Source organism: Zemynaea arenosa, from assembly GCF_004614185.1.
In the GTDB taxonomy this organism is placed as follows: Bacteria; Pseudomonadota; Gammaproteobacteria; order Burkholderiales; family Burkholderiaceae_D; genus Telluria; species Telluria arenosa.
The window spans coordinates 1-20,200 of the sequence record NZ_SPVF01000187.1; the positions used below are offsets into that span (position 1 = coordinate 1).

At 65.3% G+C, this 20,200-nt stretch carries 18 protein-coding genes and 2 pseudogenes; 16 read left to right on the forward strand and 4 right to left on the reverse strand.

Annotation, left to right across the window (positions count from 1 at the left end; translation table 11 throughout):
• The 4 genes and pseudogenes from E4L96_RS23770 to E4L96_RS14775 all read right to left on the reverse strand — a co-directional run.
• Positions 1 to 963, reverse strand: a pseudogene (locus tag E4L96_RS23770) (hypothetical protein); the annotation flags it as partial.
• A complete protein-coding gene (mshL, locus tag E4L96_RS14765) occupies positions 960 to 2,882 on the reverse strand; it encodes a pilus (MSHA type) biogenesis protein MshL (RefSeq protein WP_135207987.1) in 1,923 nt (640 codons plus the stop codon). The pseudogene E4L96_RS23770 and the gene mshL, both read right to left, overlap by 4 nt.
• 56 nt (positions 2,883 to 2,938) lie before the next feature.
• Entirely contained in the window at positions 2,939 to 3,832 is an 894-nt protein-coding gene (locus E4L96_RS14770; RefSeq protein WP_135207988.1) for an ExeA family protein, read from the reverse strand.
• 17 nt (positions 3,833 to 3,849) lie between these two features.
• A complete protein-coding gene (locus E4L96_RS14775; RefSeq protein ID WP_229414502.1) occupies positions 3,850 to 4,575 on the reverse strand; it encodes an ABC transporter ATP-binding protein in 726 nt (241 codons plus the stop codon).
• 141 nt (positions 4,576 to 4,716) lie between these two features.
• Here E4L96_RS14775 and E4L96_RS14780 point away from each other — a divergent pair, with 141 nt between their 5' ends.
• The 16 genes and pseudogenes from E4L96_RS14780 to E4L96_RS14855 form a co-directional block, all read left to right on the forward strand.
• Positions 4,717 to 6,420, forward strand: a complete 1,704-nt coding sequence (locus E4L96_RS14780) for a GspE/PulE family protein (RefSeq protein ID WP_135207989.1) — start codon at positions 4,717 to 4,719, stop codon at positions 6,418 to 6,420.
• 10 nt (positions 6,421 to 6,430) lie between these two features.
• Entirely contained in the window at positions 6,431 to 7,666 is a 1,236-nt protein-coding gene (locus tag E4L96_RS14785; protein WP_135207990.1) for a type II secretion system F family protein, read from the forward strand.
• 1 nt (position 7,667) lies between these two features.
• The gene (locus tag E4L96_RS14790; RefSeq protein ID WP_135207991.1) at positions 7,668 to 8,168 is read left to right on the forward strand and encodes a type II secretion system protein; all 501 of its coding nucleotides are present in this window, start codon (positions 7,668 to 7,670) and stop codon (positions 8,166 to 8,168) included.
• Between the two features lie 43 nt (positions 8,169 to 8,211).
• On the forward strand, positions 8,212 to 8,658 hold the full coding sequence (locus E4L96_RS24595; protein WP_135207992.1) for a type II secretion system protein: 447 nt from the start codon (positions 8,212 to 8,214) through the stop codon (positions 8,656 to 8,658).
• A 64-nt stretch (positions 8,659 to 8,722) separates the two neighbouring features.
• Positions 8,723 to 9,265 carry a pilus assembly FimT family protein gene (locus E4L96_RS14800; RefSeq protein ID WP_135207993.1) on the forward strand — a complete coding sequence of 181 codons (543 nt, stop codon included), beginning with the start codon at positions 8,723 to 8,725 and terminating at the stop codon, positions 9,263 to 9,265.
• Entirely contained in the window at positions 9,255 to 9,851 is a 597-nt protein-coding gene (locus tag E4L96_RS14805; RefSeq protein ID WP_167758699.1) for a type IV pilus modification PilV family protein, read from the forward strand. Before E4L96_RS14800 ends, E4L96_RS14805 begins: the two co-directional genes overlap by 11 nt.
• Before the next feature lie 8 nt (positions 9,852 to 9,859).
• Entirely contained in the window at positions 9,860 to 10,711 is an 852-nt protein-coding gene (locus E4L96_RS14810; RefSeq protein ID WP_135207995.1) for a prepilin-type N-terminal cleavage/methylation domain-containing protein, read from the forward strand.
• Positions 10,708 to 11,148, forward strand: coding sequence for an agglutinin biogenesis protein MshP (locus E4L96_RS14815; protein ID WP_135207996.1), 441 nt, complete (start codon positions 10,708 to 10,710; stop codon positions 11,146 to 11,148). The genes E4L96_RS14810 and E4L96_RS14815 overlap by 4 nt, the downstream gene beginning before the upstream one ends.
• 2 nt (positions 11,149 to 11,150) lie before the next feature.
• A complete protein-coding gene (locus tag E4L96_RS14820) occupies positions 11,151 to 14,357 on the forward strand; it encodes a DUF11 domain-containing protein (RefSeq protein ID WP_135207997.1) in 3,207 nt (1,068 codons plus the stop codon).
• A gap of 189 nt (positions 14,358 to 14,546) precedes the next feature.
• Entirely contained in the window at positions 14,547 to 15,452 is a 906-nt protein-coding gene (locus E4L96_RS14825) for a type IV pilus biogenesis protein PilM (RefSeq protein ID WP_307721646.1), read from the forward strand.
• Positions 15,449 to 16,093 carry a hypothetical protein gene (locus E4L96_RS14830; protein ID WP_135207999.1) on the forward strand — a complete coding sequence of 215 codons (645 nt, stop codon included), beginning with the start codon at positions 15,449 to 15,451 and terminating at the stop codon, positions 16,091 to 16,093. The genes E4L96_RS14825 and E4L96_RS14830 overlap by 4 nt, the downstream gene beginning before the upstream one ends.
• Positions 16,090 to 16,857, forward strand: a complete 768-nt coding sequence (locus tag E4L96_RS14835) for a type II secretion system protein M (protein WP_135208000.1) — start codon at positions 16,090 to 16,092, stop codon at positions 16,855 to 16,857. Before E4L96_RS14830 ends, E4L96_RS14835 begins: the two co-directional genes overlap by 4 nt.
• Complete coding sequence (locus E4L96_RS14840) at positions 16,854 to 17,210, forward strand: hypothetical protein (protein WP_229414503.1); 357 nt, start codon at positions 16,854 to 16,856, stop codon at positions 17,208 to 17,210. The genes E4L96_RS14835 and E4L96_RS14840 overlap by 4 nt, the downstream gene beginning before the upstream one ends.
• Positions 17,207 to 18,991: a secretin GspD/PilQ domain-containing protein gene (locus tag E4L96_RS14845; RefSeq protein ID WP_441359654.1), complete on the forward strand. Its 1,785-nt coding sequence runs from the start codon at positions 17,207 to 17,209 to the stop codon at positions 18,989 to 18,991. The genes E4L96_RS14840 and E4L96_RS14845 overlap by 4 nt, the downstream gene beginning before the upstream one ends.
• Entirely contained in the window at positions 18,991 to 19,884 is an 894-nt protein-coding gene (locus E4L96_RS14850) for an ExeA family protein (RefSeq protein WP_135208002.1), read from the forward strand. The genes E4L96_RS14845 and E4L96_RS14850 overlap by 1 nt, the downstream gene beginning before the upstream one ends.
• Positions 19,881 to 20,200 (forward strand): annotated as a pseudogene (locus E4L96_RS14855) (hypothetical protein); the annotation flags it as partial. The gene E4L96_RS14850 and the pseudogene E4L96_RS14855, both read left to right, overlap by 4 nt.

Below are 20,200 nucleotides of genomic sequence, written 5' to 3' on the forward strand. Positions count from 1 at the left end.
GCCGCCACCTCTCGTGCCGCGGGCGCCGCCGGTGCTGCCGGTGCGGCCGGTGCCTTGCGCGTTACCGGCACGCCCAGTGGTGCCGGCAGCGGCACCGTAAGCCATGTGGCCGAGCGGTGTGCCGTCTGCGCCGACACCCGCGGCGCTGGTGGCAGCTGTGTCGTCGCTGCCGGGCGCGGGGCTGTCTGGCAGGGCACCGGCACCGAAGTCCTCGGCATAATCTGCCGGGGAGACTGCGCCGCGCATCGAGTGGCCCGACGGGGTGCCGTCGGCGCCAATCGATGCGGCCTGGCGGGCCGCAGACGAGTCATGGTTCGGCCGCGGCGCGATGGGAGTGAGGCCGTGGCCGACCAGCGCCTCGTGGCCCGGGGGCTCCTCGGGGGCGCGATCGTCTGTGAGCGTCCAGTCGGCGGACGCGCCGAAATCGCGCGTATCCGCGGGTGCTGGCGCCGCGTTGCGATGCCCGTTACCGGTTGCTGTCGGCTGGTCGGTGCGCTGTTCCCTGCCCAGTGCCGACGACTTGGCGCTCTGCTGCGGGCCGCTGTGCGCTCCTGGAGTGGCGCTGGGTTGCCCGCTGCTGGCTGCGAGCGGGCCGGCGCTGGGCTGCCGGTTGCCGGCTGCTGCCGGTTCGGTGATCTGCTGCGCGCTGGCAGGGACCCTTGCGGAGCCTTGGCCGGGTGGGGCGAGGTGCGGCGTCACCTCGGCTTGCGGCGCGAAGTCGGACGGCTGGGCGTAGGTGACCGGTTCGTCCAGAGGCGCGAGCGTCAGGCCCGGCGCCACGTCCGGCGGCGTGATCGAAGGCTGATCGGTGGCGCGCCGGTCGTGGCGCGGCGGCGGCTCGGGCGGCGCCAGCTCCAGCACGTCGTCGAATTCCTCCGACGGCTTGACCACATCGCCCTCCACCTGAGGGTGATTGCGTTTCGCGCGTTCGGCCTTGCGCAAGGCCTGCATCAGGAGGCTCATGGCTGCCGCATCCTGGTCCTGGCCGGGTCGCTCTGCGACTCCGTGTAGGGTTCCGCGTTGATCGGCCGCTCGTCCGGCAGGAGATAGCGGTAGTTGCGGAAGTCCCCGTTGATGCTCGCGCTCTTGACCACGACAGGACGGATGAAGATCACCAGCTCCGTCTTGCTGCTGCTCTCATTCCGGTAGGAGAAGAAGTTGCCGATCACCGGAATGCGCGACACCAGCGGAATCCCGTCCTTCAGGTTATCCACCGAGTCCTGCATCAAGCCACCCAGCATCGAGATATCCCCGCTGTACACCTTGAGCACCGATTCCACTTCGCGCGCCTGGATGATCGGCACGCGCGAGGTCACGTTGGCCTGCTTCAGGGCCGGATTGGGATCGTTCTCGAAGCCGACGATGCGCGTGATGGTCGGGCGCACGTTGAGGGTCACTTCATCGCTATCCGAGATCTGCGGCGTCACGCTCATCACGAAGCCGACTGGCACCGTCTGCAGCTGCGATTCGTAAGTGGCGGGCGTGGAGATCACCCCGTTGCTGCCGATGATCGCGGGCGTGACCTTGATGGTGAAGAACACGCTGTTGTCCACCACCTTGAGCATCGCGGTCTGGTTATTCAGCACCGAGAGCTTGGGACTGGACAGCACCTTGACCTTGCCGAAGGACTCCAGCAACTGGATCGCCGCGTTGATGTTCCCCAGCCGCGAGGTGGGGTTGATGTAGTTGAGGGTGAAGAGGCCAGGGGACGCGCCGACGTCCACGCCCGAGGGCAGGGTGCCGACCTGGCCCTGCGTCAGCGACAGCGTGCCCTTGAGGCGCGACCAGTTGATGCCTTGCTGGTATTGGTCCGACAGCCGCACTTCGATCACGGTCGCTTCGATCAGCACCTGCCGCCGCGCGCTGGCCAGCACCGTATCGAGATACTCCTGGATCTGCGCATGCTGGCGCGCGCTCGCCCGCACCGCCAGCAGCCCGCTCTCCGGGTTGATGATCACCGAGCCGCGCTCGCGTTCCTGGCCCGCGCCGCCAGCGGCGGAACCGGTGCCGCTGTTGCCGCCGAAGGCCGCCAGCACGTTGTCCGGCGGCGTGGTCTGCGCCGGCGCCGCCGGAATGTTCAGGCCCGATCCCTGCGGCGCGCTGCCGCCGCCTGAAGACGCACCGCTGCCGCCCGCCTGGCTCACGGGCGCCAGCAACTGCCCGCTGGTCCCGGTCGGCGGCGTGCGCGCATTGATCGCGGTGAGCGGATCGTTCAGCGTGGTCTCGCGCAGCATGTCCCGCACGTTGCGTTCCAGGTTGGCCCAGAAGTTGTTCTCCGACTTGTTCATCACCTCCGTGGTGGAGTTGTTGTTGCCGCTGCCCGCCGGGCTCACGCTGGTGGTGGTCTGGCCCGAGGGCTGCGTCTGGGTCGTGGTCGCGCCGCCGCCCGTGGTCGAAATCTGGGTGGCGATGTTGATGGCGCTGTTGGTGGTGCGCGCCATGTTCACGTAGTCGACCTTGTAGTTCTTCCAGTACGGCGTATCCGGCAGCACGGTGAGCGTGCCCTTGTCGATCTCCCAGCGCAGGTCCACCTGCCGCGCGATGCGGCCCAGCAGCTGGGGCAGGGTCTGGTCCAGAGCATTCAGGGTCACGTTGCCCTGGATGCTGGGGTGGATGTCCACATTCATTCCGGCGTCCCGCGCGAGCGCGAACAGCACCGACTGCACGGACACATTGGTGACGCTGACACTGTAGGTTTCCTGCTTCGGCGCCGCGGTCGGCGGCGGCAGCGGCGCGTCCGTCACAGGCTCCGGGATGCTCCCGGCGACCCGCGGCGGCTCGGTCACATGACCCATGGAGCCAGGCAGCTGCGGGGTCGCGCACGCGGCCAGCAGACCGCATGCAAACAGTCCCGGCAGCGTGTGATTTTTAAGGGTAATCATGGCGTCGATGATGGCGGAAAAACAACAACTCAGCAAATGAGCGGAGCTCAATCGTGCTAGGGTCCAAGCGTCATCCACGCTAAGCAGACGCAGGCGACGGCGCCCATCACGGCGGGCAGCGCGAGGTCGCGCGCGCGCAGCGGCTGGTCGTAGGCACAGTCGCGGATGGCGGCCTGCGCGTGGCGCGCTTCGACCCGCGGCGCGTCCTCGGCAAAGGCGGCCATCATGGCCTTGTCGGCCAGGATGTTGATGCGGCGGACGATGCCGCGCGAGGCCTTGGCGATCTGGCGCGTGGCGTGCGTGTGGAACACCTCCGGGCCCCGGTAGCCTGCCGCGCGCAGGCGGAAGGCAATGAACTCGGGGATGACGGACGGCTCCATCGGCGGCACCACGAAGCTGTGCGCGATGCGTTCCTTCAGCTGGCGCATGTGCGGCAGCTTGAGGCTCGCATCCAGCTCGGGCTGGCCGAACAGGACGATTTGCAGCAGCTTATGGCGCGTGGTCTCGAGGTTGGACAGCAGGCGGATCTCCTCCAGCGTCTCCAGTGGCATGGCCTGCGCTTCCTCGACCAGCAGCACCACCTGGTGCCCGGCCGCGTGGCGTGCGATCAGTTCGATCTGCAGGCTGCGGTGCACCTCGTCGATGCGCAGGCCGTGCGTGTTGAGGCCGAGCTCGGCCGCAATTGCGTACACGACTTCGCGTGGGTCCAGCGTCGGGTTGGCCAGGTAGATGACATCGATGCGCGCGGGCAGGTGCGATTCGAGCATCCGGCACAGCATGGTCTTGCCGCTGCCGACTTCCCCCGTCACCTTGATGATGCCCTCGCCATGCTCGACCGCGTACAGCAGCGCATGCAGCATATCGCCGCGCGCGTTGCCGGAGAAAAAATATGTGGGGTCAGGCGTGATCCCGAACGGCGATTCGCGCAGCCCAAAATGTTGCTGGTACATGTCAGTCACACAGTGAGTCACTCGAAACAGCGCAGAAAGGCTTGTTCCAGCGATCCGGCATCGTAGCGCGCCCGGCAATCGGATGGCGTACCGCTGAATCGCACGTGGCCGCCGTGGAGGACCACGATGCGGTCGCAGAGTTCCTCCACATCCTGCAGGTTGTGCGAGGTGAACAGCACGGCGCGGCCTTGCCGGCCTAGCCCCCGTAGAGCATCCTTGAACAGGGCGCGCGCCTTGGGGTCGAGACCGCTCGCCGGCTCGTCCAGCACGCACAGCGGTTTGCCGATGAGCAGGAAAGCGGCCAGGCCGAGTTTCTGCGTCATCCCTTTGGAATAGTGGCGGACCTGGCGCTGGAGTGCCTCCCGGTCCAGTTCAAGCGACCGCAGCGCCTCCTCCACGCCGGCCGGCGCGGGCGCCAGGCCGTGCAAGCGCAGCAGATGGCGGATGAATTCGGCACCCGTCATGTACCAGGGCGGGGCAAAGCGCTCCGGCAGAAAGGCCAATGCGGCGCGCGCGGTGGGCTGCCGATGGTCGATGCCAAAGATCTCGATGGTGCCACGATCGACCGCCACCAGGTCCAGCACGCAGCGCAGCAGGCTGGTCTTGCCCGCCCCGTTCACGCCCACCAGGCCCACGCATTCGCCCGCACCCACCTCCAGGGAGGCGTCGTGCAGCACGGTCATCCGGCGGTAGCTCTTGGCAACCCCGGCACATCGCAGGGCAGGCGGGCTCATGTTGTCCATCAGGAATCGGCAGCGAATGACTCTAGCGCAATCCGATGCAGCGCGACAACACGATTGGATCGCCGGGCCGCCCCAAGGATGGTTTCACAGATACTTTATGGATAGAATGACCGGCGCACGTCAATATAGATAAGGGTGTCCATGGCACGGCCGGAAAAAGTACGACTTGGTGAAATTCTTGTTCAGCAGAAACTCCTGTCGGAAGAACAGCTGTCCCTGGCACTGCAGGACCAGAAACGCACCGGCCGCAAGCTGGGCCGCGTGTTCGTGGAAAACGGGTTCGTCACCGAGGAGCAGATCTCGGGCGCGCTGGCCAAGCAGCTGAACATCCCGTACATCAACCTCAAGTTCTACAACACCAATCCCGAGATCGTCCGCCGTTTGCCGGAGACGGCCGCACGCCGCTTTCGCGCCATCGCGCTGGAAGACCGCCGCGGGGCGCTGCTGATCGGCCTCTCGGACCCGACCGACCTGTTCGCGTACGACGAGATCGCCCGCTTGGTCAAGGCCAATATCGAGCTGGCGGTGGTCAACGAGACCGAGGTGCTGGCGGCCATCGACCGCATCTACCGCCGCACCGAAGAGATCACCGAGGCCGCGCGCGAGCTGGAGCAGGACCTGGGAGACAGCTTTGTCGATTTCGGCAACCTGGCCGCCAACCCGGGGCTGGAAGAGGCGCCGATCGTCAAGCTGCTGCAGTCGGTGTTCGACGACGCGGTGCAGGTGCGCGCCTCGGACATCCACATCGAGCCGCAGGAGTCGCGCCTGCAGATCCGCTTCCGCATCGACGGCGTGCTGCACCTGCAGACCGAGGCCGACATCCGTATCGCGACGCCGCTGGCCCTGCGTTTGAAACTGATGTCCGACCTGGATATCTCCGAAAAGCGCCTGCCGCAGGACGGCCGCTTCGTCATCAAGGTGCGCACCAACCGGGTGGACGTGCGTATTTCCACCATGCCGACCCAGTATGGCGAATCGGTGGTCATGCGTCTGCTGAACCAGGGCGGCACTACGCTGCGGCTGGACGCCATCGGCATGCCGCCCAAGCTGGTGGACCGCTTCCGCTCCATTGTCGCCCGGCCGAATGGTCTGGTGCTGGTGACAGGGCCCACGGGTTCCGGTAAAACGACCACGCTGTATTCCGCGCTGTCCGAGCTGAATTCGGTCGAGAAGAAGCTGATCACCGTCGAGGACCCGGTCGAATACCGGCTCCCCGGCATCAACCAGGTGCAGGTCAACGAGAAGATCGAGCTCTCGTTTGCCCGCGTGCTGCGCTCCGCACTGCGCCAGGACCCGGACATCGTGCTGGTGGGCGAGATGCGCGACCAGGAAACCGCAGCCATCGGCCTGCGCGCCGCCATGACCGGCCACCTGGTGCTCTCCACGCTGCACACCAACGATGCGGCATCGACCCCGCTGCGCTTGATGGACATGGGGGTGCCGCGCTATATGGTGGGCAGTTCGCTGCAGGCGGTGCTCGCCCAGCGCCTGGTGCGCGTGATCTGCGAAAGTTGTACTAGTGAGTACGACCCGACGCCGACCGAGCGGGAATGGCTCAAGCCCGAACTGGGCGAGCACGCGGCGGCCACGCGCTTCTTCCACGGGAAGGGCTGCTCGCACTGCAACGGCATGGGCTACCGCGGCCGGACCGGCGTGTACGAGCTGCTGGAGATGACCAGCGCCGTGGTCAACGCGGCCAACCACCACGATCCGTCCGTGTTCCTCAAGGCCGCGCACGCGCAGATGGAGGGAGAAACCCTGCGCCGCCATGCGGTGCAGCTGGCGGTCCAGGGCCGCACCACCATCGCCGAGGCGATGCGGATCTCCAACCAGCTGGATGAATAAGGACTGACGGGTGCCGTTCTTCGCCTACCGGGGCCGCAACGCACGCGGCGAATTGATGCAGGGGACGCTGGAAGCGGCCGACACCGGGGCCGTCGCGGACCAGCTGTTCGGCACCGGCGTCACGCCCATCGAGATCAAGGAGACCGCCGCGCCCAAGGGCAGCGGGGAAGGGCAGGGCTGGTGGGAACGGCTCACAGAGCGCAAGCCGACCACGCTGGACGTGCAGCTGTTCAGCCGCCAGATGTACACCCTGCTCAAGTCCGGCGTGCCGATCATGCGCGGGCTCTCCGGGCTGCAGGAATCGGCGATCAACAAGGCCTTCGCGCGCGTGATCCGCGACCTGCGCGAGGCGCTCGATTCAGGGCGCGAGCTCTCGGCGGCGATGCGCCGCCACCCGGCCGTCTTCGATAACTTTTACCTCGCCATGGTCCGCGTGGGTGAGCTCACGGGGCGGCTGGATGAAGTGTTCCTGCGCCTGAACAGCCATATCGAATTCGAGCGCGACATGCGCGACCGGGTCAAAAGCGCGCTGCGCTACCCGAGCTTCGTGATGGCGGCGATGGTGATCGCAGTGGTCATCGTCAACGTGTTCGTGATTCCGCAGTTCGCGAACGTCTTCAATTCGCTGCATGCCCAGCTGCCGCTGGTCACGCGCATGCTGATCGCAACCTCCAATTTCATGATCCATGCCTGGCCCGTCATGCTGGGCGCCGTGATCGCGGCCGTCGTCGGCTTCCGCTGGTGGATCGGGACGCCCGCGGGGCGCTTCAGCTGGGACAAGGCCAAGCTGCGCATTCCTATCGCCGGCAAGATCGTGCTGAAAGCGACCATGGCCCGCTTCGCGCGCAGCTTCGCGCTGTCCTCGCGCAGCGGCGTGCCGATCGTGCAGGCGCTGACGGTGGTGTCGCAGACCGCGGACAACGCCTACCTCTCGGCCCGTATCGAACAGATGCGCGATGGCGTGGAGCGCGGCGAGTCGATCCTGCGCACCTCGGTGGCCGCCGGGGTGTTCACGCCCATCGTGCTGCAGATGATCGCGGTGGGCGAGGAGACCGGTTCGCTCGACGAGCTGATGGACGAAATCGCGCACATGTACGAGCGCGAGGTGGACTATGAGCTGAAGACGCTGTCGGCGCAGATCGAGCCGATCCTCATCGTGTTCCTGGGCATCCTGGTGTTGATCCTGGCGCTCGGTATCTTCCTGCCGATCTGGGATCTGGGGCGGGCGGCGCTGCCGAACAAATAATATGAAGCAGGCACGCTGCCGGGGATTCACGCTGCTGGAGCTGGCGGTGTGCCTGTGCGTGTTTCTGATTCTGCTGGGCGTGCTGGGCAACCGGCTGCTGTTCTACCGGATGCAGGCTGAGCGGGTGCAGGTGCAGCAGACCGTGTCCAACATGCGCACCGGGCTGTATGCCCGGGCCGGGTTGGCGCAGAACGCCGGCGACCTGGAACGGCTGGCCAACATGAATCCGCTGAGCTTCCTGGACCGGATCCCGACCAATTACATCGGCGAATATTATTCGCCTGACATCGAAAAATTGCCGCGGGGCGTCTGGCTGTACGATAAAAGTGACAGATCACTGGTCTATTTGTTAAATCATCGTAATTTTTTTTCAGATGGGAACCCGAACTTGCTGAAGTTCAAGGTAAAATTTCTTCGCTTGCCTCAGAACAATGCCAAGCCATCCGACGCACCGGGGATAAACGCAGGTGTGGTCTTAACCCAAGTTGACGTAACCAGCTAATACTTTGCGCCGACCGCGCGTTAGATAATTGGAGAGTTTTGTAATGAATAAGCAGAATTTCAAAGGCCAGCAAGGCGGTTTCACCCTCATCGAACTGATCGTTGTGATCGTGATCCTGGGCATCATGGCGGCCACCGCGCTGCCGAAGTTCAATGACATGTCGACCGACGCACGCATCGCCAAAATGCAGGCTGCCGCAGGCGCGATGAAGAGCGCTGCCGCCAGCGCCCACGCCGCCTTCTTGATCGCCGGCTCGCCGTCGACCGGCGCGGTGACGATCGAAGGCGCCTCCTACACCCTGACCAACGGCTATCCAAAAGCGACCGACATCGGCGCGATCGCTGGCCTGTCGTCGGACGACTACCAAGGTGTCGCGACTGGCGCAGTGACCCCCGACACCGGCCATGCCAACTGCAAGGTGACCTACACCGCTGCGGCTGCCGGCGCGGCACCGACTTACACTGTGGCGCTGGCCAAAGCCGACTGCTGATCGTAGCTACACTCCAGACAGGCCAACCGGTTATCCTGTTGGCCTGTTTGCTTTTGGTGATTGCATGCGACGTGCGCTTGGCTTCTCGCTGATCGAACTGGTGATGGTGATGGTCCTGGTCGGGATCGTCTCGACCATCGCCATCGGCCGTTTCAGCGACGGCAAGGAAAGCGACGCCGCACTCTACGCCAACCGCATCGCGTCCCTGATGCGCTACGGCCAGAAGTTGGCCATCGCCCAACAGCGCCCGGTCTTCGTATCCTTTTCCACCGACCTGGTGACCAATGAAGCCCGCGTGTCCCTCTGCTACACGGTCAACTGCAGCAGTCAAGTACCAGCACCCGGCGGCATGAACAGTGGCACCAGCCGCACGACCAGCAAGTGCGTGAGCAGTACTTGGTACTGCGAAGCCCAGCCGCCTGGCATCACCGTGTCATACAATGCGACCAGTCCAATTTTCTGGTTCAGCCCGAGCGGAATGCCATTCGACTACCGCGATGCCGTCACGGCGACGGCATCGACCTACTCGCAAATCAACTTCACCTCCAGCTACGGCAGTGTGTCGTACACGGTGCTGGTTGAGCCAGGCACCGGCTATGTGCACTGATCGCTCTGACCACCCGCGCGCCCTGCGCCGCCAGCGCGGCCTGACGATGATCGAGCTGGTGCTGTTCATCGTGATCGTGTCGGTTGGCGTGGCAGGCATCCTGGGGGCCATGAGCGTGGCGACGACCAAAGGCTCGGACCCGGTGCGCCGCAAGCAGGCCATCATGATTGCCGAGCAGTTGATGGAGGAGGTTCAGGGGGCGGGCTACACGCTGTGTGACCCCACCGATCCAGGCTTCGACACCGCAACGGTTGATGCCGCAGGCGTCATCACCGGCTGTGTGAACGGGCCCGAGACTTTCGGTCGCGAGGGCACTATCACGCGCCCGTACGACAACGTCAACGACTATGTCGCCGCCGCCGGCGACGCGTTGCCCGGCTTCGATAGCGGCGGCGTGCTGGCGAATGCCGCGGGCAAGCCGCTGACCGCGGGATACACGGCCACTGTGCGCATGGTACAGGAGAGCTTCGGCAACCCTGCCGTTCCCAACTTCGGCGCCATCAAGATCACCATCACCGTCAGCTACGACCAGGAGAGCTTCGTCCTGGACGGCTACCGTACGCGCTACGCGCCCAACCAGAGGTAAGGCGAGGGATGCGGCGACCACACCCACAGCGCGGCTTCACCCTGATCGAAGCGATCGTCGTGATCGTGGTGCTGGGCATCGTGGCCAGCATGGTGGCGGTCTTCATCCGCATGCCGGTACTGGGCTACCGCGACAGCGCCAACCGCGCGGAGCTCGCGGACATCGCCGACCTGACCCTGCGCCGCATGGGCCGCGAAATCCGCCTCGCGCTGCCCAACTCCATCAACGTGATCAACAACGGGCAGGGCGTGCAGTTCCTGATGACGAAGTCCGGTGGCCGCTACCTCGCTACCGCCGACGGCGTCGGGACCGGGCAGACCGCACTGGACGCGGGCGCCAACCAGTTCACCGTCGTCAGCGACATGCCGACCGGATCGCAGGCGATCGCCGCCAACGACATCATCGTGGTCGGTAACTATGGCATTGGCTACACGCCGGGCGACGCCTACAGCTACGGCGCCGGTGCCGCCACCAACGCCGCGCGCGTGACGGGCGTGAACGGAAACACCGTTCTGCTGGCCGCCAATCCGTTTGCCGCCAACCCGTCGGTGCTGATGGAAGGCAGCCGCTTCTTCGTCGTCACATCGACCGTGTGGTACGTCTGTACGGCCGGAGTGCGCGGCAGCGGCACGCTCACGCGCTACGAAACCACCGGCATCGCACCGATGGGCGCCCCGGCAGGGGCCGTGGTGGGGCGCCCGCTGGCGCAGCGCGTCAATGGCTGCAACTTCGATTACACCGCGTTCGCCAACCTGGCCAACAGCGGCCTGGTGTCGCTCAGCCTCACGCTGCAGATGCCGACCGGGGACGACCCTCCGGTCGCGCTGACGCACCAGATCAACGTGATGAACTCTCCATGAGCCGCCGCCTTCTTCGTGCCATGAACGCGCAGCGCGGCATTGGTCTGCCGGCGGCGATCTTCCTGCTCACCGTGATGATGTCGGTGGCAGTGGCGATCTTCATGCTCAGCGCCGGATCGCAGACCGCGACGTCGATGGACGCCGCAAGTGCGCGCGCTTACCAGGCCGCCCGCGCGGGCGCGGAGTGGGGCCTGTACCAGCAGCGGGTGCTGAACACCTGCGCCAACGCGCAATTCAACCTGCCCGCCGGGTCGACCCTCAGCGGCTACAACGTCGCCGTCACCTGCACGGCCAGCAGTGGCGTGGTGGCGGGCGTGACCACCTACCGGATCGTGTCCACCGCCTGCAATGCCGCGGCGTGCGGTGCGCCCGCCAACAATTCGCCGGACTACGTGCAGCGCGTGGTCGACGTCCGGTTCTCCATGCCGCCACCGTGACCATGATGCGTATCTCCCGCGTGCTCCTGACCGTTGTGCTGATGCTCCTGGCCGTGCTGGCCCGGGCCGAGACCCCGGTCGTGCTCACCCAGAGCTTCGCGGGCAAGGTGAACTTCACCGGCACGCAGAAGACCATGCGCACCCGCTCCAACCAGAGCAATGCGTGCGCGGTGACGGCGTCCGGCACTGACGTCAACGCCACGTTGTCCGGCCTTCCGAGCGGCGCCACGGTTCTCAGCGCGCAGTTGTACTGGGCCGGCTCCGGCTCCTCGCAAGACACCACCGTCTACATGGACGGCGTGGCCTACACTGCACCGGCTGCGCGTCGCTACTATTCGACCATCAACAACGGCGGCACGCTGTTCTACTACTTTGGCGGCGCGGCTGACGTCACGTCCGCAGTGCAGGCCAAAGGAAATGGCACCTACAAGTTCCACGGCCTGACGGTCAACAACAGCAACGCCTACTGCGACGTCGAAGGCATCCTCGGTGGCTTCCAGCTGCTGGTGGTCTACTCGCACCCGAACGAGACCTTTCGCGTCCTGAATCTGTACGAGGGCTTCCAGGACTTCCAGTACAACGGGCTGACGATCAACCTGGCGAACTTCCGCACGCCTGCGAATCTGAATGGCGCGACGGCGCGCCTGGGCCACATCACCTGGGAGGGCGACTCGACCCTGGTGGCCAACGGCGAGGACCTCCTGTTTAACAACGTGGAGATGGTGGACTCGTACAACCCGGCGCACAACCAGTTCAACTCATCCAGCAACATCACCAGCGACAACGCCTCCTACGGTATCGACTTCGACGCCTACACGGTGGGCTCGCCGACCATCCAGGGCAACCAGACCACGGCCACCACACGCTACCAGACCGGCCAGGACATGGTGATCCTGGCGGCCGAGGTGATCGCGGTGCCCAACGTGCCGGTGTCCGATTTTGCGATGGAGATCACTGCGGCGACCAGCGCCCCGGTGCTGGGTCAGACCAACAGCTTCACGCTGGTCGCGACCAACAATGGGCCGAGCGACGAGCCGGGCACGGTGACGGTGGTGGACACCATCCCGAACACGATGTCGATCACCAGCGCGAGCGGTTTAGGCTGGACCTGCAACGTCGCCGGTCAGACGGTGACGTGCACGCGGCCCGGACCCGTGGCGGCGAGTACCGCGCTCCCGGCCATCACCATCAATGTCACCCAGACCGGCATCTTCGGCGGGACCATCACCAATACCGCAAGCGTCAGCGGCACCAACTTCGACAACCTGTCGGGCAACAACGCGGCCTCGGTCAACCTGACCATGACCTCGATGGCCTATGCCTTCACGGACAAGCCGTGCGTGAACAACAAAGCCTTCGGCGACGCGCAGCAGACATGCCAGCTCAAAAGCTGGAGCACCATCTCGGCGGGCGACAGCGTGACACCGGTGTACATCACGGCGCTGTCCAACAACGTGCCGACGGCCTTGGGCACCTCCTCCACGAACCGCAGCGTGTACTTTGGCCTGCGCTGCAATAACCCGACGACGAATGCGGGTGTGAAGGCGACGTGGACGGCGGCCAGCGGTTCGCTGTACACGCTGCCGCTTTGCATGAGCAAGACGGCGGCGGCATCGACGGGAGCGATGAGCGCCGTCACGCTGACTTTCGCGGCCAACCAGCCCACGGCCAACGTGGCCTTTGCCTTCCGCTATATGGATGTGGGGAACGTAACGTTCTCGATGTATGACGGCAGTGCCAACATGCTCGTCACGTCCGGCGCCTTCGTGGTGCGGCCAGCTTGGATCGGCTTCTCCGAGATCAAGCGCAGCAGCGATGGCGCGCTTAATCCGGCGGCGCGGCAGCTGGTGGTGCCGACTGGTACGGCGACCTACACGTCACTCACGCTCGCCTTCCTGCGCGCAGGAGCGGACACGTTCGAGGTGACGGTGGCGGCACTGGCCACCGATATGACCACGGTCACGCCGAACTTCGGGCGCGAGGATACGCCTGATTCCTTCGTCATCACCCCGCCGGAATCTGCCGACGATCCTGCGTACGGTACGGTGAATCCGAAACCGTTCTGGGAGATGGTCGGCGATATCAACAACCCCACGCCGCTGCCCGCATTGCAGGGCGGGACCTGGCAGCCTATCGTGAACGGTGCTTCGAAAGGCACCGGCTTCACCTGGAACGGCGTGGGCATCATCAAGCTCAAGGCCAGGAACGCGCTGGGCAACTACCTCGAGACATCGCCTGAGGTGCCGAGCCTCCCTTCGAACGTCGGCCGCTTCGTTCCCGCGCGCTTCATGACGAGCATTGCGCCGGCATCGAACCTCGCTCCCTATATCTGCACGATCCGGGTGGCCTGCTCCACCAACGTGACGGGCGTGGTGTACAGCGGCCAGCCTTTCAATGTCAATGTGCGCGCGCTGCTGTACCAGGCACCGGGCGATACATCGCCGCCCACGCTGGCTAACGGGTACCGGGGCCGCTTTGCCGAGGACGTGACACTCGGCCCGTTCACGACCCTGGGGGCGGGTAGCGCGGTGGCCGGGACCTTCACGGTCAACGCCGGAACCACCGCGATCGTGCCGTCCACCGCGTTCGCGACGGCGGCGGACCAGCAGGGCGGCACGGCGACGGCCTTGTCCAAGTACGTGATCCCGACTCCGGCCGGCACGCCGCCACCCACGCCGACGCCCGTCGAGTTCTTCGTGCGGGCGCAGCGGCAGTGGACGTCCATTAACAGCAGCACCATCTTGAGCACCAGCGCGACCCGCAACAATGCGTCCGGCCAGTCCGAGTACACGGCGCTGGAAGCGGGCGTGAAGGCTGTGAAAGGGCAGATTCGGATCGTCGGCAACACAGGTCCCGAACGCCTGCCGATGCCGGTGCGTTTCACGACCGAGTACTACATGGGCGCCGACAAGGGCTGGTACACCAGCGACTTCGATAGCGGCACCACGCTGGCTCCCGCCGCCGACATCGGCTACACCAGCTGCCAGAAGCAGCTCACTTGCCCGAACCCGGTGACGCCCACCGCCACCACCGCGGTCACCGTCTCGCAAGGGAAGGGGAACTTCACCCTCACCGCACCGTTCAAAGTCGGCACCACGGTTGCCACGGTGGTCAACAGCGCGTTGAACGCCTACCTGGCCAGCGTTCCGGGTACGCTGGTCTTCGGCATCCGCAAGTCGCCGGTGATCTATATTCGCGAGGCATATTGACGCGTTTCCGCCATACTTCACATATTTTTTATTGCCACGGAGACAAAACCGCTGCAATAATGTGACATTCTGTGGGAAACTCAACAGAATCAATCATCTACCGTGATTTCTTCACTTAGTTGCTAACTTAGTTGCTTAAAAACTGACCCGGGCATGCGTTTTTTCAGGAAAGCGAAAACAAACGACGGATTGCTGGCATTCGCTTTCCCTGCCGATGGCGTTCTTTCCGCCATCGTCCGCCGTGTCACCGGTGCCCGGCCGGTCGTCGAACTGGCCCGTTTCTTCCCGCTGCCCACCCTCGACGCCGACGGCTTCGAAAAAATCGGCAAGGAGCTGCGCGCCGCGGGGTACACCTGCGGAACCGTCCTCGCCGGGACCCAATACCAGATCCTGTCCGTGGAAGCGCCCAACGTCCCGCCGGACGAATTAAAGACGGCAGTGCGCTGGCGCCTCAAAGACATGCTCGACTTTCATATCGACGACGCGACCATCGACGTCCTCGATGTCCCCGTCGACAGGAACGGCGCGGGCCGCACCCATAACATGTTCGCCATCGCCGCGCGCAATGCGCTGGTCAAGTCGCGCCAGGACCTGTTCGCGGACGCCAAGGTGCCGCTCTCGATCATCGACATTCCCGAGATGGCGCAGCGGAACGTGGCCGCGCTGGTGGAGCCGGAGGGCAGGGCGCTGGCGATGCTGTCGCTGTCCGATGACGGCGGCCTGCTGACCGTGACCTACGCGGGCGAACTGCATCTGGCGCGCCGCATCGATATCTCGATGGAGGCGCTGACGTCGGACGACTACGACCGCCGCAACGCCATGTTCGACCGCATCACGCTCGAACTCCAGCGCTCCCTCGATCACTTCGACCGCCAGTTCTCCTATCTCAGCCTGGCCAAGCTGGTACTCGCGCCCACCGTGGTGCAGGGGCTGGAGGAATACCTCTCCAGTAACCTGTACACGCCCGTGGTAAGCATGGACCTGGCGGCGGTGCTGGACTTCGATGCCCTGCCGGAGCTGCAGGACAAGGCCATGCAGCAGCGCTTCTTCATGACGCTTGGCGCCGCGCTGCGCCACGAGGAGGTCGCGCTGTGAGCCAGCAGATCAACCTCTTCAACCCGGTCTTCCTGCGCCAGAAGAAGGTCTTCACCGCGCGCGCGATGGGGCAGGCGCTGGCCGTGCTGGTGTTCGGGATGTTCCTGCTGTCCTTTGCGGGCCAGCGGCAGCTGGTGCAGTTGCAGCAGCAGGCCGACCGCCAGTCCGCCCAGCTGGAAGAGCGCAAGCAGCGGCTTGCGACGGCCACCACCCAGTTCGCACCGCGCCAGAAAAATCCCGCCGTCGAGACCCAGGCCGCGGAGGCCGAGGCCCAGCTGGCCGCACTGCGCGGCGTCGAAGGCGTCCTCCAGCGCGGCGACTTTGGCAGCACCCAGGGCTATGCCTCCTACTTCCGCGCCTTCGCGCGGGAAGACATGGCGGGCCTGTGGCTGACCGGCGTGAGCATCGCAGGTGCGGGCACCGAGATCGGCCTGCGTGGCCGCGCGCTGGAACCGTCGCTGGTCCCCACCTACATCGGCCGCCTGGCCAAGGAAGACATCCTGCGTGGCCGGAACTTCGGCAGCCTGCAGATCGGCCAACCGGACAAGAATGCCGCGGCGGCGAGCGGCCCGCGTGTACCTTACGTGGAGTTCAACCTGCAGGCCGCGGGTGCGGGCACGGCTGCGGAGGCGGGACAATGAAGGAACGCCTCCTCAAGCTGGAACTGCGGATCGACGTGCTCACGTTGCGCGAGCGGATCTACCTGTTCGCGGGCAGTGCGGTGTTCCTCTGCTTTGTGCTGTACATGACGATGCTCGCGCCGCTGTACCAGAAGCAGGCGGCACTCAAGCAGACCATCTCCCAGCAGCAGAACAACATCGCCGGCATCGACGCGGAGATCGTGGGCCGCATGGCCGCGTATTCGCAGGACCCCGATGCGTCCGCGCGCACCCGCCTCACCGCGGCCAAGACCGAGGCTGCACGCGTGACCGATGCGTTGCGCGGGCTGCAGCATGGGCTGGTGCCGCCGGACCGCATCGTGCCTCTGCTGGAGAGTATCCTGCGCGCCAACGGCAAATTGAAGCTCGTCTCGCTGAAAAATCTGCCGGTGTCCGGCTTGTCCGAAGCGGCGGCCGAATCGGCGCTGCGCGGTGCGGACGACACCTCAGTGGCGGGCCGCCTGCTGCCTGTGGTACCGCCTGCGCTGGTGCCTCCGGCTCCCGGAGTCCCCGCGGTCGCAGCTGCGCCGGCGGTGAAAGTCCCCGAAATCCTGTACCGGCATGGCGTCGAGATCACCGTCCAGGGCAGCTACCTGGACATGGTCGACTACATGACCGCACTGGAAAGCATGCCGACCCAGTTCTACTGGGGCCGCGCCGAGCTGAATGCGCAGGACTACCCGAATGCGCGCCTGACGCTCACGCTGTACACGCTGAGCCTCGACCGCAAGTGGATTCAGCTATGAAGATTCTTTACGCGCTCCCGATCGCCGCCGCCATCATGGCGCCGGCATCCGCACAACTGACCGACCCCACCCAGCCCCCGCAAGAGGTGCTGGATGCGGCGGCCGGGCGCGTCGTCTCCCAGACCCCACCCCCGTCCGGGCCCACGCTACAATCGGTGCTGATATCGCCGCATCGGAAGGTAGCCATCATCGACGGCGAGATGGTTCGCGTCGGCCAGACCTATAAAGGCGCCGTGCTGGCAAGCGTCTCCGAAACGGAAGCCGTGCTCACGCGCGGCAGCCAGCGAACGGTTCTCAGGCTGTTCCCCGCATCGGACACTCCGGCAGGCGCCGGGCAACGGAAAAAGAAATGAGCATGAAATCGATCGCGATCCTGGTGGCTGGCGCGGTGGCGCTGGCAGCCTGCAGTAGCCCGGAGCACCGGGACACGTACGACAAGATCAAGCAGGAGGTGGCCAAGGGCGCCACGCAGCCAGCCAGCGCGGCCTCGCTGGACGACGCGGTCAACAAGGCGCTGCTGCCGCCGCCGGAGGCGCTGGCCAGCCAGCTGCCCAAGGCCCGCCCCGCGCTGGAAGAGCGCTTCAACGTCGCCTTCAACAACGTGCCCGCGCAGCAGTTCTTCAATTCGCTGGTGGCGGGCACGCGCTATAACATGCTGGTGGCGCCGGACGTTTCCGGCCATATCTCGGCCAACCTGAAGGACGTGACCATCACCGAGGCGCTGGACGCGATCCGCGAACTGTATGGGTACGATTACCGCATCGACGGCACGCGTATTTATATCAAGCCTCTGACGATGCAGACCAAGATGTTCAAGGTGAACTACCTGGTCGGGCAGCGCAATGGCGTGTCCAATACGCGCGTGGCTTCGACGTCGGTGGGCAGCTACGCGCCGAACAACGGCAGCGCGGGGTCGCAGAACCAATCGCTCCAGGGCGGCGGGCAGCAGAACCAGCAGCAGAACCAGGGGCAGGGCAGCCCGCAGCAGAGTGGCGGGGTGGCGCAAGTCCTGGACAGCACGAATGTGTCCACCGGATCGCGCGCCGACTTCTGGCAGGACCTGCGCACCGCGCTGGAAGCCATCGTCGGCAACAAGGATGGGCGCAGTGTGGTCATCAGCCCGCAGTCGGGGGTCATCATCGTCAAGGCGATGCCGGGCGAGCTGCGGGACGTCGGCCAGTATCTGCAGGCGACCCAGTTGGCCGTAGAGCGCCAGGTGATCCTGGAAGCGAAGATCCTGGAAGTGGAACTGAACGAGAACTTCCAGAGCGGGATCAACTGGGCCTCGTTCGCGTCCATCAGCATGGGGCCGGACAACCGCGTGGCCACCGGCTTCGTGCAGCCCGGCGCGGGCTTGACGCCACTGCCGTTTGCGGGTGGCCAGCCACCCAACATCTCCAACGGCCAGCTGACCGCATCGACCGGCTTCTCTCTGGCGAATGCGGCAAATTCGGCCAACGCGCTGTTCGGACTCGCGCTGCAGACCAATAACTTCGCAGCACTGATTTCGCTGCTCGAGTCGCAGGGCACGGTGCATGTGCTGTCCAGCCCCCGCATCGCCACGGTGAATAACCAGAAGGCGGTGCTGAAGATCGGTACCGACGAATTCTATGTGGTCGGCATCCAGACCACGACCAACAGCACCAGCACGGGCAACGTGGTCACGCCGAGTGTGACGGTGGCGCCGTTCTTCTCCGGCGTGGTGCTGGATGTGACGCCGCAGATCGACGAGCGCGGGAACATCCTGCTGCACGTGCATCCGTCGGTGAGCCAGGTGACGACGGTGACCAAGCAGCTGAGCCTCGGCAGCATGGGCAATCTCACGCTGCCGCTGGCAGCGTCGAATACTTCGGAGATCGACAGCGTGGTGCGCGGGCAGGATGGGCATGTGGTGGCCATCGGTGGCTTGATGCGCCAGGCGACCAACGACGGCACCGACCAGGTGCCGGGCGTGGGCAACGTGCCGGTGCTGGGGAATCTCTTCAAGAACAAGTCGCGGGTGAGCCAGAAGCGCGAGCTGGTGGTGCTGATCAAGCCGACCATCGTCGATGCGTCGGCGGACTGGAACTCGGACTTGCTGGAGGCGGGCCGCCGGATCGACCAGCTGGACCCGAAGAACGGGAGAATCCGCTGATGTACACCGCGCACTTCGGCCTGCGTGAAGTGCCTTTCGGGATCACGCCGGACACCAGCTTTTTTTTCACCGCCCCGCATTCGCAGGAGGCGTTGAACACGCTCCTCGTCGCCGCGCGCAATGGCGAAGGCTTCATCAAGATCATCGGCGAAGTCGGAACCGGCAAGACGCTCCTGTGCCGCAAGTTCATGGCGACGCTGGGGGACGAATTCGTCACCGCCTACATTCCGAATCCGTACCTGGAGCCGCGCACACTGATGCTCGCGCTGGCGGATGAACTGGAGATCACGCTCGAGAAGGACGTCGACCAGCACCAGCTGCTCAAGTCCATCACCAACCGCTTGATGGAGCTGGCGGGGGAGGGCAAGAAGGTGCTGCTGTGCCTCGACGAGGCGCAGGCGATTCCTGTGGAGAGCCTGGAGGCGCTGAGGTTGCTGACCAATCTCGAAACCGAGAAGCGCAAGCTGCTGCAGATCGTACTGTTTGGGCAGCCCGAATTGGACGACCATCTGCAACTGAATTCGATCCGGCAGCTGGCGCAGCGGATCACCTTTCATTACCGTCTCGGGCCGTTGACCAAGGACGATCTGGAGTTCTATATCGCCCACCGTTTGCGGATTGCGGGGTACACGGGGAGCCGGCTGTTTGCGCGCGGTGCCGTAAAGCGGTTGTTCATGGCCAGCCGCGGGGTGCCGCGGCTCGTGAATATCCTGGCGCACAAGGCGCTGATGGTGGCGTATGGGCAGGGCAAGCAGCAGGTCAGTGCGCGCCACGTGGCCGATGCGGAGCGCGACACCATCGAGACCAAGCGGCGCGTGTGGTGGCCGTGGGCGGTCGGTGGATTCACGCTGCTGGCGGCAGCCGCTGGTTTGACGATGGCGTTGACACGATGAGCCTCATTAACAAGATGCTGCAGGACCTGGATGCGCGCGGCGGCCAGGATGCTCAGGGTGTGCCGGGACAGGTCAAGCCGGTGCCGCTGCCCGAGCGCGGCGTACCGGTGCGCGCGATCGGGATCGGCGTGGCGCTGGTGGCCTTGATTGGAGCTGGTTCGTATGCGGCATGGCGCTATACGCATCGCGTGCAGCCACCCGCAGCCAAACCCGGCGCCGTCTTCGCATCCACGGCTGCGACGCAGGCGCCGGCTGCCACTGGCGCGGCTCCCATTGCCCGCGTTCCCGCCGCCGCCGGCACCGGCGACCCGACCGC

Bases quoted from the DNA above. Each gene is read 5' to 3' on its own strand.
- mshL (WP_135207987.1), bottom strand. From the start codon at position 2,882: ATGATTACCCTTAAAAATCACACGCTGCCGGGACTGTTTGCATGCGGT.
- E4L96_RS24595 (WP_135207992.1), top strand. From the start codon at position 8,212: ATGAATAAGCAGAATTTCAAAGGCCAGCAAGGCGGTTTCACCCTCATC.
- E4L96_RS14845 (WP_441359654.1), top strand. From the start codon at position 17,207: ATGAGCATGAAATCGATCGCGATCCTGGTGGCTGGCGCGGTGGCGCTG.
- E4L96_RS14850 (WP_135208002.1), top strand. From the start codon at position 18,991: ATGTACACCGCGCACTTCGGCCTGCGTGAAGTGCCTTTCGGGATCACG.
- E4L96_RS14820 (WP_135207997.1), top strand. From the start codon at position 11,151: ATGATGCGTATCTCCCGCGTGCTCCTGACCGTTGTGCTGATGCTCCTG.
- E4L96_RS14840 (WP_229414503.1), top strand. From the start codon at position 16,854: ATGAAGATTCTTTACGCGCTCCCGATCGCCGCCGCCATCATGGCGCCG.
- E4L96_RS14810 (WP_135207995.1), top strand. From the start codon at position 9,860: ATGCGGCGACCACACCCACAGCGCGGCTTCACCCTGATCGAAGCGATC.
- E4L96_RS14815 (WP_135207996.1), top strand. From the start codon at position 10,708: ATGAGCCGCCGCCTTCTTCGTGCCATGAACGCGCAGCGCGGCATTGGT.
- E4L96_RS14780 (WP_135207989.1), top strand. From the start codon at position 4,717: ATGGCACGGCCGGAAAAAGTACGACTTGGTGAAATTCTTGTTCAGCAG.
- E4L96_RS14835 (WP_135208000.1), top strand. From the start codon at position 16,090: ATGAAGGAACGCCTCCTCAAGCTGGAACTGCGGATCGACGTGCTCACG.
- E4L96_RS14770 (WP_135207988.1), bottom strand. From the start codon at position 3,832: ATGTACCAGCAACATTTTGGGCTGCGCGAATCGCCGTTCGGGATCACG.
- E4L96_RS14805 (WP_167758699.1), top strand. From the start codon at position 9,255: ATGTGCACTGATCGCTCTGACCACCCGCGCGCCCTGCGCCGCCAGCGC.
- E4L96_RS14800 (WP_135207993.1), top strand. From the start codon at position 8,723: ATGCGACGTGCGCTTGGCTTCTCGCTGATCGAACTGGTGATGGTGATG.
- E4L96_RS14775 (WP_229414502.1), bottom strand. From the start codon at position 4,575: ATGGACAACATGAGCCCGCCTGCCCTGCGATGTGCCGGGGTTGCCAAG.
- E4L96_RS14790 (WP_135207991.1), top strand. From the start codon at position 7,668: ATGAAGCAGGCACGCTGCCGGGGATTCACGCTGCTGGAGCTGGCGGTG.